Annotated in this window: 11 protein-coding genes and 2 pseudogenes; 6 read left to right on the plus strand and 7 right to left on the minus strand. The window is 68.6% G+C overall.

The window, feature by feature from the left end; all coding sequences use genetic code 11:
* Positions 1-58: 58 nt before the first annotated feature.
* The 4 genes and pseudogenes from ACLML9_RS06545 to ACLML9_RS06560 form a co-directional block, all read left to right on the plus strand.
* Positions 59-1006 carry a TIGR03564 family F420-dependent LLM class oxidoreductase gene (locus tag ACLML9_RS06545; RefSeq protein WP_411944629.1) on the plus strand — a complete coding sequence of 316 codons (948 nt, stop codon included), beginning with the start codon at positions 59-61 and terminating at the stop codon, positions 1004-1006.
* A gap of 84 nt (positions 1007-1090) precedes the next feature.
* Positions 1091-1942 (plus strand): alpha/beta fold hydrolase, encoded by an 852-nt coding sequence (locus ACLML9_RS06550; protein WP_411944630.1) that lies wholly within the window; start codon positions 1091-1093, stop codon positions 1940-1942.
* 328 nt (positions 1943-2270) lie between these two features.
* Positions 2271-2768 carry a cupin domain-containing protein gene (locus ACLML9_RS06555; protein ID WP_411944631.1) on the plus strand — a complete coding sequence of 166 codons (498 nt, stop codon included), beginning with the start codon at positions 2271-2273 and terminating at the stop codon, positions 2766-2768.
* A 20-nt stretch (positions 2769-2788) separates the two neighbouring features.
* A pseudogene (locus tag ACLML9_RS06560) lies at positions 2789-3067 on the plus strand (thiolase C-terminal domain-containing protein); the annotation flags it as partial.
* A 209-nt stretch (positions 3068-3276) separates the two neighbouring features.
* Here ACLML9_RS06560 and ACLML9_RS06565 read toward each other — a convergent pair.
* The 6 genes from ACLML9_RS06565 to ACLML9_RS06590 all read right to left on the minus strand — a co-directional run bounded on the left by ACLML9_RS06565 (position 3277) and on the right by ACLML9_RS06590 (position 12209).
* The gene (locus ACLML9_RS06565) at positions 3277-4614 is read right to left on the minus strand and encodes an NAD(P)/FAD-dependent oxidoreductase (RefSeq protein ID WP_411944643.1); all 1338 of its coding nucleotides are present in this window, start codon (positions 4612-4614) and stop codon (positions 3277-3279) included.
* Positions 4615-4703: 89 nt separating this feature from the next.
* Complete coding sequence (locus tag ACLML9_RS06570; protein ID WP_411944632.1) at positions 4704-5990, minus strand: hypothetical protein; 1287 nt, start codon at positions 5988-5990, stop codon at positions 4704-4706.
* A 110-nt stretch (positions 5991-6100) separates the two neighbouring features.
* On the minus strand, positions 6101-7048 hold the full coding sequence (locus tag ACLML9_RS06575; protein WP_411944633.1) for an alpha/beta hydrolase fold domain-containing protein: 948 nt from the start codon (positions 7046-7048) through the stop codon (positions 6101-6103).
* The gene (locus ACLML9_RS06580) at positions 7035-9059 is read right to left on the minus strand and encodes a CocE/NonD family hydrolase (RefSeq protein WP_411944634.1); all 2025 of its coding nucleotides are present in this window, start codon (positions 9057-9059) and stop codon (positions 7035-7037) included. Before ACLML9_RS06580 ends, ACLML9_RS06575 begins: the two co-directional genes overlap by 14 nt.
* A gap of 218 nt (positions 9060-9277) precedes the next feature.
* On the minus strand, positions 9278-11428 hold the full coding sequence (locus ACLML9_RS06585) for a catalase (protein ID WP_411944635.1): 2151 nt from the start codon (positions 11426-11428) through the stop codon (positions 9278-9280).
* 169 nt (positions 11429-11597) lie between these two features.
* A complete protein-coding gene (locus ACLML9_RS06590) occupies positions 11598-12209 on the minus strand; it encodes a LysE family translocator (RefSeq protein ID WP_411944636.1) in 612 nt (203 codons plus the stop codon).
* Between the two features lie 265 nt (positions 12210-12474).
* Here ACLML9_RS06590 and ACLML9_RS06595 point away from each other — a divergent pair.
* Positions 12475-12857 (plus strand): annotated as a pseudogene (locus tag ACLML9_RS06595) (globin domain-containing protein); the annotation flags it as partial.
* Positions 12858-12946: 89 nt separating this feature from the next.
* Here ACLML9_RS06595 and ACLML9_RS06600 read toward each other — a convergent pair.
* Positions 12947-13699, minus strand: a complete 753-nt coding sequence (locus tag ACLML9_RS06600) for a MerR family transcriptional regulator (protein WP_411944637.1) — start codon at positions 13697-13699, stop codon at positions 12947-12949.
* Positions 13700-13726: 27 nt separating this feature from the next.
* Here ACLML9_RS06600 and ACLML9_RS06605 point away from each other — a divergent pair, with 27 nt between their 5' ends.
* Positions 13727-14197: a DUF6194 family protein gene (locus tag ACLML9_RS06605; RefSeq protein WP_411944638.1), complete on the plus strand. Its 471-nt coding sequence runs from the start codon at positions 13727-13729 to the stop codon at positions 14195-14197.
* The last annotated feature ends 261 nt before the right edge of the window (positions 14198-14458 follow it).

The following is a 14458-nucleotide window of genomic DNA, read 5'->3' on the forward strand; positions in this document are numbered from 1 at the left end:
GACAGCCTAGCCGAAATATAGACCGGGTAAATAAGTAAACTTGGTATACATTTGTGCGATGCGAATCGGCGTTGCCCTGCCCACCGACTACTACGAACAACTCACTCCCGGCGTGAATCCCGTCGAATACCTACTCGATCAGGCCCGCAAGCTCGTCGAACTCGGCGTCTCCGCGGTGTGGCTGACCCAGCGTTTCGACTACGACGCCTTGGCCGTCGCCACGCTGATCGGCCGGGAACTTCCCGACACCACGGTCGGTACCGCGATCGTGCCCATCCACCCGCGCCACCCCAACGCGCTGGCCATGCAGGCGCAGACAGCGCAGGCGGCCGGTGGCGGCCGATTCGAACTCGGCCTGGGCCTGTCCCTGCCGGAGATCGCCGCCGGCTACGGCAATACCCACCCGCGCATCCGATACCTGCGCGAATACCTCTCCGCCCTCCGCGAACTGCTGCACACCGGCACAGTCGACCACACCGGCGAGACGCTGGTGGCCAGATCTCCGGCCCGCAGCACCATGCCGGCCCTCCACTCGCCGGTGCCCATACTGCTGGCCGCCTCCGGCCCGCTGACGCTGCGGGTCGCGGCCGAACTCGCCGACGGAGCCCTCCCGCTGCTCACCGGGCCGAAGACACTGGCGGACTTCACCATTCCCACACTCGCCCGACGAGCCGCGGCAGCCGGCCGGTCGATGCCCCGGGTGATCGGCATGGTGGGTGGCGTGGTGACAGCCGACGTGGCAGGCGCACGCGAGCGAGCGGCACAGCAGATGCACAGATATGGCGAGATGCCTGCGTATCGGGCGCTACTGGACCGCGAGAACATCACCGACCCGGCCGAACTGGCCGTGATCGGCGACGAGCAGACCATGGCGGACGCGGTGTCCCGCTACGCCGAAGCCGGCGCCGACGAACTGATCTTCGGGCTCACCGCCCTGGGTTCGGACCGTGACGAGGAGCGAACCTGGGCGTTACTCGGCGAACTCAGCAGCGCCGGCAGCCACTGAACACCCGCTCCGGCCCCGGTCCGGTTCGCGGCTTGGAGAAAACCGTTGGCGCCGACCGCCGGGGTACGGGCGATCATGGCCCGTATGGCCGTGCCGAATGTGGAAGATCCTGCCCGGATCGGGGAAGCGAAGTTGCGAGACGGCCGCCGGTTGGCGTGGGCCGAGTGGGGCCCTGTCGACGGCCGCCCGGTTGTGTTCTGTTCCGGGGCAGGGTGGGGGCGCCGGCTCGGGTTCGGCTCCGGAGTGCCGGCCCGGTCGGGCGTCCGGCTGGTCTCGGTGGAGCGGCCCGGTTCGGGGGAATCAACCGGGATGCCGGGGCGCACACTGCTGGATTGGGCCGACGATATCGGCCAGTTGGATTTCGCCGACCCCGCGGTCGTGGGTTTCTCGCAGGGCGCCCCGTTCGCCCTCGCCCTGGCAGCGCGAGGGCTCACCTCCTCGGTGGCGATCGTGTCCGGCGGTGACGAGCTCGCCTATCCGGGAACAGCTCTGCCGGCGGAGGTCCGGCGGCTGGTCGAGCTGGTGGCCGCCGACCCGGCCGGCGCCGAGCGCGAATTCGCGCGCTTCGGGAGCGCCGAGACCCTATGGCAGCTGAGCATCGAGGGCAGCTCCCGAGCCGACCGTGAGATCTACCGGCGACCGGACTTCGCCCGGGCCTTCCGTCGTGCGCTGGATGCCGGCTTCGCGCACGGCCCGGCCGGCTATGCCCGCGATACGGTCCTGCACTTCGCGCGCTGGCCGTTCCGAGTCGAGGAGCTCACTGCCCGCGTTCACCTCTGGTACGGCGGGCAGGACGGTAACCCCACCCATTCCCCCGATCACGGCGCCACTCTCGCCGGCCGGATCCCGAACGCAACCCGGCACTACCTGCCCGACAGCGGCGCCGCACTGCTGTGGACACACGGCTACGAGATCCTCGAACAACTCTTCGCGTGATCGCCCGAGACCACGAGGCGGCCACCGTCGGCCGGTCCCACGACGTAGACATCGGCCCCGGGGCAGCCGGTCGGCGCAGGCGCGGATTTCCCTCCCGGACAGCGCAGCGCCGGGGCGGTGGTCCACAACGCTGTCCACGATGGCGGCGCCCCGTAAGTGAGTGGCCGGTGGAGCTCTACCACGCGGTGGCGGACCGCGCCGCGCCCGAACCACTTTCCGCGGCGGCGATGCCCCGGCTGCTGGGATGTCACAGTCGGTGAGGCTGCTCCGTCGACTCTGCAGCAGACGAGAAACGGGTACCGCACCCGCCGAGACCTACGGAGTTCCGATGACCGCTTCCGCCCAGACCGCTCCCATCCTCGTTCGTTCCGCCGAGGCCGAGACCCTCCAGGACGGCGCGCTGAGCCTGATCACCCTCCTCGCCGACGCCGGCGCCACCGGGGGTGCTCTCACCGCGAACAAGGCGACCCTGCACAAGGGTTCGCCCGGTGCGCCCGCGCATTTCCACACCGCCGCGACCGAAATGTTCCTGGTGCTGGACGGTTCGGTGCGGATCCTGCTCGGCGAGGAGATCGTGCGCCTCGAGCGGGGTGATTTCCTGACCGTGCCGCCCACGGTCCCGCATGCCTTCGCCCCGGCCGCCGGGGCCGAGGCGGAACTGCTCGTGGTCTTCACCCCGGGGCTGCACCGCTTCGACTACTACCGGCTGCTCGAGCGGGTTCATCGCGGAGAGGCGAGCGTCGAGGAGATCCGCGCCAGCTCGCAGCGCTACGACAACAACTACGTCGACAGCCCGGCCTGGCGCGACGAACTCGCCCGGATCTGATTGCCCGAATGCCCCGCAGCGGCCTCACGCCGGAGGGGACTGCGGAAAGATTTGCCGCCGACGCGGCCAACACCTGTGGCGGGCAGGTTGTGACCAATCCCTCCGGCGGCATGCCGGCCAGAGGCCATCCGCTGGGTGCGACGGGAGTGGCGCAGTGCGCGGAACTGGTGTGGCAACTGCGCGGCCAGGCCGGTGCCCGCCAGGTCGACTACGCGTACCTGGCCTTACAACCCAATGTGGGGCTCGGCGGCGCGACGGTGGTGCCGCTGTACGCGAATACCGGATCGATCCATCGCTGAACCGCAGGTCAGCGGTTGCGCACCCGAACCAGGGTGCGCGGCGCCACGGCAGCCGTATGGCTGGACAACACCATCAGCGTGAGCACTGCGAACCCGGCGGCAGCCGTCGCGTAGACCATCATGGGGAACCTCCTCGTACGGTTTCCCGGTCCACCTTTCCCGCCGAACCTGGCAACAACCTGTGCGCCGCTCGGTAATGCGGTGTGTGTTCAGTGGCGGATCCCCTCGCTGCTGACGAAGCTCGCCTCCTCCGCGCCGACCAGCCCGAGCAGCGTGAGGGGGCGCGAGGCGAACGCGTTGGTCAGATAGGTCAGCGTGATCGCCCAGCGGTTGATTCCGCGGGGTAGGGCGTAGGTGTGATAGGCGCGGGTCACTGCCTTGGCGGGCAGCCCGGAGAGCCGGACACCCACCGGGTTCGCGACGGCGAAGCCGGGCCCCAGGTCCACCACCAGCCCCATATCGCGGTGTTTGTACACCGTCTGCGTGCCGATCCCCATACTGGCGGCCACATTGCGGGCGAGGACCTTGCCCTGCCGGGTGGCGTGCTGCGCGGTCGGCGGGGTGATCTTGCCCGGCTTCGTCAGATCCGGGACGGCGGCCGCATCCCCGCCGGCGAAAACGTCCGGGTGGCCGGGTACTCGCAGATCGGCGTCGACGCTCAGCCGCCCACGTTCCATCGGCAGTCCCAGGGTGCCCAGCACGGGCGCGCCGGTCACGCCCGTCACCCAGGCAACGGTGTGGGTCGCGATCCGGGTGCCGTCGGTGAGCACGACATGGTCCTCGGCAAGCTCCTTCAGCGACATTCCGAGCCTGATATCGATACCGCGGTCGCGCAGCACGGTCAGTACCTTGTCGCTGAGCTTCTCGCCGACCTCCGGCATCACCCGGTCCGCCATGTCGAGCAGCACGAAACGGACCTCGGCGGGGTCGAGTTCGCGGCGCTTCGCATAGGTGTCGGCGAGGGCCCGTAACTGCGCGACGAGCTCGGTGCCGGCATAGGAGGCACCGACCACGACCACGGTCCGGCGCGCCCGGCGCAGCTCCGGGTCTTCCTCGTGGTCGGCCAACTCCAGTTGCCGCAGCAACTGTTCCCGCAGGTACAACGCCTCGGCGACCGTTTTGAGGCCGCGACCGTGCTCGGGGAGGCCGGGAATGTCGAAGAGCCGGGTCACCGACCCCGGGGTCAGCACGAGCCGATCCCAGGACAACTCCCGCGGAACGTGGTGTTCGCTGGTCACCGTGACCGTCTTGTTGTCGAGATCGATGGATTCGGCCGTGGCGACGACCAACCGGACCCGGGGCAGGGCGTCGGCCAGCGACACCGCCACGAACCGCGGGTCGACGAGCCCGCCGGCCACATCCGGCAGCAGCGGTGTGTACAGCATGTAGTCGTTGGGCGTGACCAGTACGACCTCGGTATCGCGTTCCTGCTTCGCCAGCAGACGGCACAGGTGACGGGCACAGGTGAACCCGGCGAAACCGCTGCCCACGATCAGCACCCGCTGCGGTCCGGCACTGCGGTCGACAGAACTCTTGACGTCCGGCACGGCCACCTCCTCCTTCGTCTCGGTTCCCTCGGCGGTTCCCGCGAGATCGCCGCCGAAACATGCGGCGGCGATCCGGGCGGCGGCGCCCCTCAGTCGGCCTCGGCGAATTCGAACGGCAGGGCGTCGATCGCTTCGCGGTATCGCCGCTCCAGCTCGTCCGCGTCGGGTGCCCCGATATAGAGGGTCGCGAGCTTGTACCGGTAGGCGTCCTGGTTGGGCAGGTCGGAGAGACGATCCCCGGGCTGAACTTCGATGTGCACCAGTGTGCCCGGGAAACGGCGCTGCAATGCGGCGATATCGGCCTCGCCGGGCACCGCGCGCACGATCCCGTCCTCGTACCGGGGCACCATGCACTGCGCGGCGACCGCGAATTCGCCCTTGCGATGTGGCATGCGGGGCCGATTGCCCAGGGCGATATCGATGGCGACACTGTGGTTGGAGCTACCGTCGACTTTCGCGAACAGGTCGCTGTGCGACTGCGAGATACGCGTATTGACCTCGATCAACCACAGTTTCCCGGTCTCGGAATCCCACATGAACTCCGAGTTGAAGCAACCGTTGTCGTATCCGGTATGCCGCAGATAGCGCTCGGTGACGTCGATCATCCGCTGCTGGACGTCCTCGGGGACGGTGCGCGCCGGATAGTCCAGGTGGTCGAAGCTGTGCCCGGCCGCGTCCTTGCGCATATCGAACAGGCCGTGCACATGGTATTCACCGCGGAACATCGTGCCCTCCGGCGCGGCCTGGGTGCCGGTGACCACCTGCTCGGCGAGGCAGGTGCGTCCCCCCGCCACGCGGATCTCCTCCGGCAGGTCCACCCGTTCGAGCGCGCGGTCGAAGGGGTCGGCGATCCGGCCGATCTCGGCGCGGATCTGCGCGATGGCGGTGGCGAACACCTCGGCGTCGGTCACTTCGAATCCCAATTGCGAGGAATGGGATTTGATCGGCTTCACCCAGAAGGGGAACGGAATATCGATCTTGTCCAGCGCATCGGGGTCGAACGGATCGAAGGCACAGAAATCCGGTACACATTCCGGCACCGATTCCCGCTGTAGTACCCGGCTCCAGTATTTGTGCTCGTTCTTCAGCACGCTTTCCAAACTGGGCGAAGGCAATCCGAATTCATCCGCCAGAATCGGCACGAGCACACTGGTGGGGAAATCCCAGTGCGCGATGATCGCGTCCACCCGGCCGTCGAAGGCACGCAGCTCCGCCCGAGCCCGGTCGAGCAGCTCGTCGAAGTCGAAGTCGTCGGCCGTGATCAAGGTGTCGTAATCGAGCAAGCCGTGCAGAGAAAATCCACCGGGAACATCCACGGTCGAGATCTCATCGCGCTGGGAATCGGTCAGAGCAGGTACGAAAATATTTTTCCTCACGCAGACCGGCTAACCATATGTCCCGGGCTCAAACACTTCGGCCGGTGAACGAAATCGCGCCCCCGGAACCGTCCGTAGAACGAAGCGGGCGCCGGGGGCGCGAAGGATTGTCACGACGGCGGACGATTCACGATTCGAACCAGGTCACCCAGCGCCCGCCGGGCCTCCGGGATATCGGCCAGCGGCCAGGCATGGAACATTCCGGCGAATTCGTGATATTCGAGTGCGACGCCCTCGGCGGCACACCGTGCACGGAACCGGCGCGCGTCCGCGAGCAGGACATCCCTGGTGCCGATGAACAGGCTCAACTCGCCGGGCGTCGCGGCCGGGGCGTAGAGCGGGCTGATCACCGGATCGGTTCTATCGAGATCCCCCGCGTACAACCGGCCGGCCTCGGTCAGGCCCGCGACACCGAGGTAGGGGTCGCGGGGATCGAGCTCCCGGGCCCACGGGTCGGTCATGGTCACATCGAGCCACGGGGAGATCAGCACCACCTCTTTCGGCTCCACCCCACCGGCCGCACCGAGCGCGCGGGCCAGCACCAGCGCCAGCGCTCCCCCGGCCGAATCCCCCATCAGCACCTTGTCGTGCGACGCGGTGCCGGCGAAGACCGCGTCGTGCGCGGCGAGCACCATGGAGAAGGTGTCGCGGGGGTGGTTCTCCGGGGCGAGCGGGTAGAGCGGAACCGTCACCGTGCAGCCGGTCTCGTCGATCAATCGCGACAGGAATTTCCAGTGGTCCCGCTGGATCTGGTGGACGTAGGCGCCGCCGTGCAGGTACATCACGTGCCGGGAGGTACCCGCGGCTCGTGGCCGGATCGTGTAGACCGGCCGCCCGTGTATCTCCCGGCAGCCGACCCGGTGCCGCCGCCCCAGCGCGGCCGGCGGCCGGTCCCGCGCGGGCTGCTGGCTCTTGCGGATGCTCTCGTGCAGGGCCTCGGCACTGGAGAAGGGTTTACCGGCCCGGGTCAGCCGCAGGGCGGCGATCAGCATCCGGCCGCGCAGACTGGTCGCGGCGGACTCCCGGGGCACCGCCGGCTGCACCTCAGACGTGGTCACGCGGGATCCTCCTGTCCCAGTTCCGGGAGAAGGTGCGTTGCTCGCCCTCGAAACCGTCGAGTTCGGCGTGCACCAGGAAATGGGTGGGCGTGCAGGTGACCCGAGTGCGGGTTTCGGTCCTGATGCGCCACTCCCCGCGGCCGAAACTCATCGACCACGAGGTCTCCGCGGTCGGCGAGCAGAAGTCGTCGGCCTGCCAGCCGTAGCGTTCCCGGACCTTCCGGTCCACTTCCAGCTCGTGTTCGTCATAGCGGACCAGGCCGGCGTCCTTGACGATCTCCAGGGCGGACCGATAGTCGACCAGGTCACGGGAGACCGTCCATTTCTGCTCACCGGGGCTGATATGGGTCACCGCCATCGGTTGCGCGCCCTCGGGCTCACCGAACGGCTGCACCGATCCTTCCTCGGCACCGGCCATCGGCCGGATCGGCAGCCGCAGACTGCTCCCCGCCGTGTGCACGGTGACCTGCGCGGGCTCCGGCGGCGGCCAGGCCAGGGGCCAGTACGACGTCGACAGCGACAGCCGGATCCGGTGGCCCGCCGGAAAGGCCTGGGCCACGGCATTGAGCTGCACGGTGACGCGGTACCGCTCGCCGGGTTCCAGCGGCCGGGGATCGTCGTGACCGTCCCGGTGGGTCAGGTTGAGCAGGCCGTAGGTCACCCGTGTCGCCCGGCCGTCCGGCGCCACATCGGACAACCTGGCCGCGACCATGGCGACCGGTTTGTCCGCCGACACCTCGAGGGTCACCGTCGGCGCGCCCAGGATCTCGCACCGCTGCGCGAGGGCGTCGGTCTCGAACACCAGTGAGCCGCCGTCCTCCTCGCGCTGGTCGTAGGGCAGATCGGGCGGGGCGTTGTAGGACGCCCACTTCCCGGCGAACTGCCCCACCGACAGCGGCGATTCGACCGGCAATGCCACCTGGGCCACCTCCTCGCCGGGCTCGGCGATGCGGTACCGCCCCAGCGGGAATTCGGTGAACTCGATATTCGGCGAGGGCCATTCCGGCTCCCCCACCCACCGGCCGGGCCGGTCCTCGTAGGCGGTCGACGGCGGCACGCTCTCCTGCATCCAGGTCTGCAATACCGGCCCGTCGAGCACACCGTTGTCGACGTCCTTGAGCCAGTGATCCCACCAGCGCACGACTTCCTGGAGATACCCGATGGCGGGTCCGGGCTCGCCCAGATGCGGATACTTGTGCGACCAGGGACCGATCAGTCCCTTCCGCGGGACGTCCAGGTTGGCGAGCAGCCGGCCGACCGCGTTCGAATACCCGTCGGCCCACCCGCTCGAGGCCAGAACCGGCACCTGGACGGCGGCATAGTCCTCACACACCGAGGCCCGGCGCCAATAGTCGTCGCGCCGCTGATGCTCGAGCCAGTTGGCCGCCCACAGACTGCAGTTCTCCAGCCGCTCGAACCACATATCGCGCCAGCGGTCGCCGACCAGTGCCGGATCGGGCGGCAGAGTGCTGTAGGCGAACATGGTGGCGGATTCGGCGATATTGTCCGACAGCAGTGCGCCGCCCATGTAGTGCATATCGTCGGAATAGCGATCGTCGGTGAACGAGGAGATGACGATCGCCTGCAGGTGCGGCGGTTTGCGCGCCGCGATCTGCAACGAGTTGAACCCGCCCCAGGAGATACCCATCATCCCGATCCGGCCGTCGCACCAGGGCTGCGCGGCCATCCACTCCATGACATCCTCGGCATCGCGATGCTCTTGGTCGAGGTATTCGTCCACGAGTACGCCCTCGGACTCCCCGGTACCGCGCAGATCGACTCGGACGCAGGCATATCCGTGGCCCGCCATGTAGGGGTGGTGAATGGAATCCCGGACCGCGGACAGATCTCGTTTCCGGTAGGGAATGTATTCCAGGATGCCGGGGACCGGCCGGTCGTCGGCGGCGACCGGCCGCCACACCTTGGCCGCCAGTCTGGTTTCGTCCGACATCGGGATCCACAGGTGTTCGTCCACGGTGATCTGCTGGGGCAGCGATGTCACTGTCCGCATCGATCCTCCTCGTCGTGCTCACGATCCGCCCGGCCGCGCCGAGGGCACGACTACCCACCGCACGCGGACAACGTCCGTGCGGTGGCCGGCGCGGATCTTCACTTCTCGTCGAACCCGCACACCGCCTACCCGCGCGCGCCCCGGCTACACCGGGAGCGCCGGCGCGGTGTGCGTTGTACCGGTGCCGCCCCAGACGAGACGGCACCGGTACGACGGCCTCAGGCCGGAATGCTGTGGGTGTCCCGTTCCCAGATCCGGTGCCCCGCGAGCAGCGTGGCGAACGCTTCGGTGAAACCGTCGGACACGGTGTCACCGCTGCGCAGTACCCCGTCGGCGGGGGTGTCCGGCTGCGGGGGCTCCGCGATACCGCCTGCCCGCAACACCTCGATGCCCGCGCCCAGCGCGGCGACCGGCTTCGCGTGCTTGTACGCTTCGGTGACGAAGTGCACGGCCGGACCCGCCGCGGCGAGTGCGCGCGCACACTCTTCGCCCCCGGCGACCACGACGGCGTCGTAGAGGACCGAGGCCATGGTCGCCAGGGCTCGGTCCACGGCCAGGGCATTCCCGCCGGTTCCGCGCAGTTCACCGCCGTGCGGTGCGAGGACCTCGGTGACGGCACCGCGATCGGCGAGGGCGCTGCGCAACTGTTCCACACTCGTGGTATCCACCCCGTCGGTGGCCAGGATCGCGATCTGGCGGGTGGCGATGGTCTGCGGGGGATCCTTCAGCTGGGACAGCGCGGGTGACAGCGCGACCTCGGACACCTCCTGCGCGGCCGGGGCCGGCAGGCCCAGCTCGCTCGCCACCCGGCCGGACAGGTCGGGGTCTATGCGAACCAGCTCGTCCAGCACCCGGGTCCGGATCTCGACCTCCCGGCATTTACCGAGTTCGAAGGCGAACGCTTCGACGATATGGGCGGCCTCCGGCTCGGTCATACTGCGCCAGAACATGCGCGGCTGCCGGTAGTACTCCTTGAAGCTCTCGCTGCGGGCCCGGATCGTCTCGCCCTCCACCCGGCGCGTGTAGTGGCGATAGACGTCCTCGTCGGCCAGCGCGGGGCAGCCGCCGCCGAGCGTGTTCTTGGTGTAGAACGCCCGGCCGTGCGGAATATCGTGGCGGCTGTATCCGTCCTGCTGATGGGTACGGACGTCGGCCAGCGGGCGGTTCACCGGCAGATGCGCGAAATTCGGGCCGCCCAACCGGATCAGCTGGGTGTCCAGGTAGGAGAAGTTGCGCAGTTGCAGCAGCGGGTCGTTCGTGAAATCGATACCGGGCACGATATTTGCCGTATGGAAGGCGATCTGCTCGGTTTCGGCGAAGAAATTGTCCGGGTTGCGGTCCAGCACCAGCTCGCCGACCGGGCGCACCGGCACCTGCTCCTCCGGGATGATCTTGGTGGCATCCAGCAGGTCGAAATCGAAGTCGAATTCCTGCTCCTCGGGAACGAGCTGCACGCCCAGTTCCCAGCGCGGGAAGTTACCGGCCTCGATATTGTCCCAGAGATCGCGCCGATTGTAGTCGGGGTCGCGGCCCGCCACCTGCTGGCATTCGTCCCACAACAGTGAGTGCACACCCAGACTCGGCTTCCAGTGGAACTTCACGAAAGTTCCCCGCCCCTCGGCGTTCACCAGCCGGAAGGTGTGCACACCGAAACCCTGCATCATCCGGTAGCTCCGCGGCAGCGCGCGGTCGGACATGAGCCACATGATGGCGTGCAGGGTTTCCGGCTGGGCGGCCACGAAATCCCAGAGCGTGTCGTGGGCCGACTGGGCCTGCGGGATCTCGTTGTGCGGTTCGGGCTTCACCGCGTGCACGAAATCGGGGAATTTGATGCCGTCCTGGATGAAGAACACCGGAAAGTTGTTGCCCACCAGATCGTAATTCCCCTGCGGGGTATAGAACTTGGTGGCGAATCCGCGCACGTCACGGACCGTATCGGAGGAACCCCGGGACCCGGCGACCGTGGAGAACCGGACGAAGACCGGCGTGCGCAGCTGCGGATCGGTCAGGAATTTCGCGACCGTGTAATCGGCCAGCGAATCATCGTATGGGCGGAAGTATCCGTACGCGCCCGCACCGCGGGCATGGACCACCCGCTCCGGAATTCGCTCGTGATCGAAATGGGTGATCTTCTCCCGGGCGTGGAAATCGTCGACGAGGGTGGGGCCGCGCTCGCCGACGGTCAGGGCGTCGTCGGTGTGGTCGACGCGCACCCCCTGCTGGGTGGTGAGGTACCCGCTCTCCCGATCCTGCCGCAGCGGATCGAGCTGCCGCTGTTTCGGGTCGTCGCCCCCGCGCCCTTCGCCGAGCACCTGCTGCTGCGCATCGGACGCGGCGGGGTCGGCGGACGGCTGTGATGTTCGGTCCATGGTGTCCTCCTCGCTGGCGGGATGACCTGGTGTCCCCGATCCGGGCGCAACTCGCCCTGGTCGGGCGGCTTCCCCGCAGGGGCGGTGCTAAACAGTGCCCGGTGAGCGCCCGAATCCCGCGGTTCGCCGGTCCAGGGCGGGCGCCCTCGCACCCGGCCGGGGACCGGGCTCAGTCGCTCGCCAGGCGCGCCCCGAAGGTCACCAGCGCCGCCCCCGCCACGGCGTCCAGCAGCCGTCGCACCACCCGGCGGGCCAACCAGGGCCGGACCCGGTGGACGAATGCCGCGAGGCACAGCAACCACAGCGAACCGAGCACCGCCACGGTGTAGGCCAGCAGCAATGCCTGGGCGACACCGGAATCCGCGTGCAGGAACTGCGGGAGGACCGATAGATACAGGGCCAGGATCTTCGGATTGGTGATATTGCTGAGGAATCCGGCCCGTAACGCGCGGTCACCACTGCCGCCGTCGGCCGCCCATCCGGGACCGTCACCGCGGCAGGCGGACCACAGCGCCCGCGCCCCGAGGAAGCACAGATAGGCCGCGCCGAGCCACCGCAACGCCGTGAACACCGGTTGCGATCCGGTGATCAGCGCTCCCACACCCAATGCCGCCGCACTGCCCTGTACGAGGCTGGCGGCGCAGATACCTGTCACCGCCCGGGCGCCGCCGCGGAGTCCACCCAGTACCGAGTGCTGGAGGGTGATCACCGTATCCGGTCCGGGCGCCAGCACAACGAGGACCACGACCGCGAGGTAGCCGACATATTCGTGCACTGTCACCTCGCCGGACTACCCGCAGGCGGAAGCCGAATCGGCGTGTCAGGGCTTCCTCGATCGCGAACAGATCGGATAAGTGACCGGCAATTCTCGACAATCAACTCGGAGCAGCTGGACATATAGGCCACTATGTAAATGCTTGATCCATTGAATACAACCGCCGTGGGTACAAGCCGCAGGCAAGCGCTGCGGTGGAGCGAAGGACACCGATATGACCACCACGCCGCCCGGACTCGATGCCCGGCACGCCGAAATCGTCCGTGCCACGCTGCCACTGGTCGAGGCGAATCTCGACGCGATCACCGCCGCCTTCTACCGCGACCTGTTCGACCGGCATCCGCAGCTCGGCCGTGACCTGTTCAACCGTGGCGACCAGGCCCAGGGCAGCCACCGCGCGCGCTGGCGGCGTCCATCGCCCGCTTCGCCGCGCGGCTGGTCGATCCCACTGCCCCGCAACCGGATTCGATGCTCGCCCGGATCGGCCACAAACACGCATCGCTCGGGATCACCGCCGAGCAGTACGACGTGGTCCACGAACACCTCTTTGCCGCCCTCGTCGCGGTTCTCGGTGCCGAGGTGGTCACCGAACCGATCGCCGCCGCCTGGGACCGCGTGTACTGGCTGATGGCCGACGCGCTCATCGCCCAGGAGAACCGGCGAAGGCATCCCGTCCGGACGGATCCGCACCGAGCAGTTCGGCCCGACCGGCCGGCGGGAGAGCACCGCCTGACCCGGAGGAGTCAGCCGTGCTCCGTACGCAGCAGCATGTGCAACGCCGCACCGGCCTCGAACAGGGCCGCGGACCGGGCGTCGAGCCCGGAGTCCCGTGCCGCCAGGGCCCGGCCGATCTCGTCCCAGCCGTGGGCGCCCCGCAACGAGGGAATCAGTTCCCGCAGCGCGGAGATGCCATACCCGGCGAGGCGGAGCTGGTGGACCAGCCGCGCGATCCGGACATCACCGGGCAGGTACCGGCGGGTCGCGCCCTCGGCGCGCTGCGGCACGACCAGCCCCTCGGCGTCCCAGTGCCGCAGGGTCGAGGGCCGGACCCCGAGCGCGCGGGACAGTTCGGAGATGCTCATGTCGTCGGCCGGCCGGATATCGCCGAGCGGCTCGCCGGCGATGGATCGGGCCGCCTCCCGCGCGAACGCGAGGTCCCGGCGTTCCCGGTCCAGCTCGGCGTGTGCGTGATCCAGCAGCGCGAACAGCCGGGATGGGCCCCGCTCCCGCGCCTCGCGCAGAATCCGTTTCGCTTCGACCGGGCCGACGCCGGCCGCCAGCGCGCGATAGGCCCGGACCGACCACAGGTGGGCTTCCCTGTACACCCGGTACCCGCTGGGTGTACGCGGCACGGGCGGGAGCACACCGTCACGTTCGAGGTTGCGGATCTGCTGGACCGAGTACCCGGTAGCGCGGGCGATATCGGCGGTCCGCAGACCTGCGGAGTTGCGACTTCGGGTCGCTGTTTCCGGCCGGTTCTCGTCACAACTCTCCATAAGCACTTCAATGTAACGCTCGAAGGCATGACGTTCGACGAGATCATCGAATACCTCGGCGCCCGCGACGGCGTACTGATCCAGCAACCCCGCCCCGGCGACGGCACCCCCGAGATCGCGTGGGGTGACGCGTTCTTCTTCTACGCGCCCGACGGCGCGGTCCCGGCCAATACCCAGCCCTTCGCGACCCTCGTCACCAAGAACTACCCCGGTGACGAGCGGTCCCGGCTCGACCGGGCCGGCGTCTTCCGGGCGAACCTCCACGTCGGTAGAGAACTGTTCACCATCTGGACCGGCCGCGCTCCCCGCGACCCGGAACCCACGGGCACGGACCCCGCCGTGACCGATACCGTGATCGCCCATCCGGTGTACGGCGAGCTCGGCTGGCTGGCCGTGGTGGCGCCGGGTCCGAACACCGCCGAAACCGTGCGGGAACTTCTGGAGGTCGCCTACCACCGTGCCCGGGCACGAAGCCACCGGCGGTCCGGGACCCGGTGACCCGCCCGGCCCGCCTCGGAAGCGAGGGGGCGTCACGGAAGTCGGCCTCGCGGCCTCACCGACGCCGCACGGGCTCATAACCCGAGTACCACCGGCCCGGCCCGGGTCCGGTCGCTCCGGACTCAGGCCACAACCGGGCGCTGTGCGACACCCACATACTCGCTCAGGGGGGTGCCCCTATGGTTCTTGTCAAGCGGCGGCCGCTGCTGGGGTTCGGTAGGGCTGTTTGGTCTTGAGCATGGCGAACAGGACGTCGCAGCG

This window comes from Nocardia sp. NPDC002869 (assembly GCF_046764065.1).
Classification (GTDB): Bacteria; Actinomycetota; Actinomycetes; order Mycobacteriales; family Mycobacteriaceae; genus Nocardia; species Nocardia rhamnosiphila.

Excerpts from the sequence above, each read along its gene's own strand:
- ACLML9_RS06545 (WP_411944629.1), top strand. The coding sequence starts at position 59 with ATGCGAATCGGCGTTGCCCTGCCCACCGACTACTACGAACAACTCACT.
- ACLML9_RS06550 (WP_411944630.1), top strand. The coding sequence starts at position 1,091 with ATGGCCGTGCCGAATGTGGAAGATCCTGCCCGGATCGGGGAAGCGAAG.
- ACLML9_RS06555 (WP_411944631.1), top strand. The coding sequence starts at position 2,271 with ATGACCGCTTCCGCCCAGACCGCTCCCATCCTCGTTCGTTCCGCCGAG.
- ACLML9_RS06580 (WP_411944634.1), bottom strand. The coding sequence starts at position 9,059 with ATGCGGACAGTGACATCGCTGCCCCAGCAGATCACCGTGGACGAACAC.
- ACLML9_RS06585 (WP_411944635.1), bottom strand. The coding sequence starts at position 11,428 with ATGGACCGAACATCACAGCCGTCCGCCGACCCCGCCGCGTCCGATGCG.
- ACLML9_RS06600 (WP_411944637.1), bottom strand. The coding sequence starts at position 13,699 with ATGGAGAGTTGTGACGAGAACCGGCCGGAAACAGCGACCCGAAGTCGC.
- ACLML9_RS06605 (WP_411944638.1), top strand. The coding sequence starts at position 13,727 with ATGACGTTCGACGAGATCATCGAATACCTCGGCGCCCGCGACGGCGTA.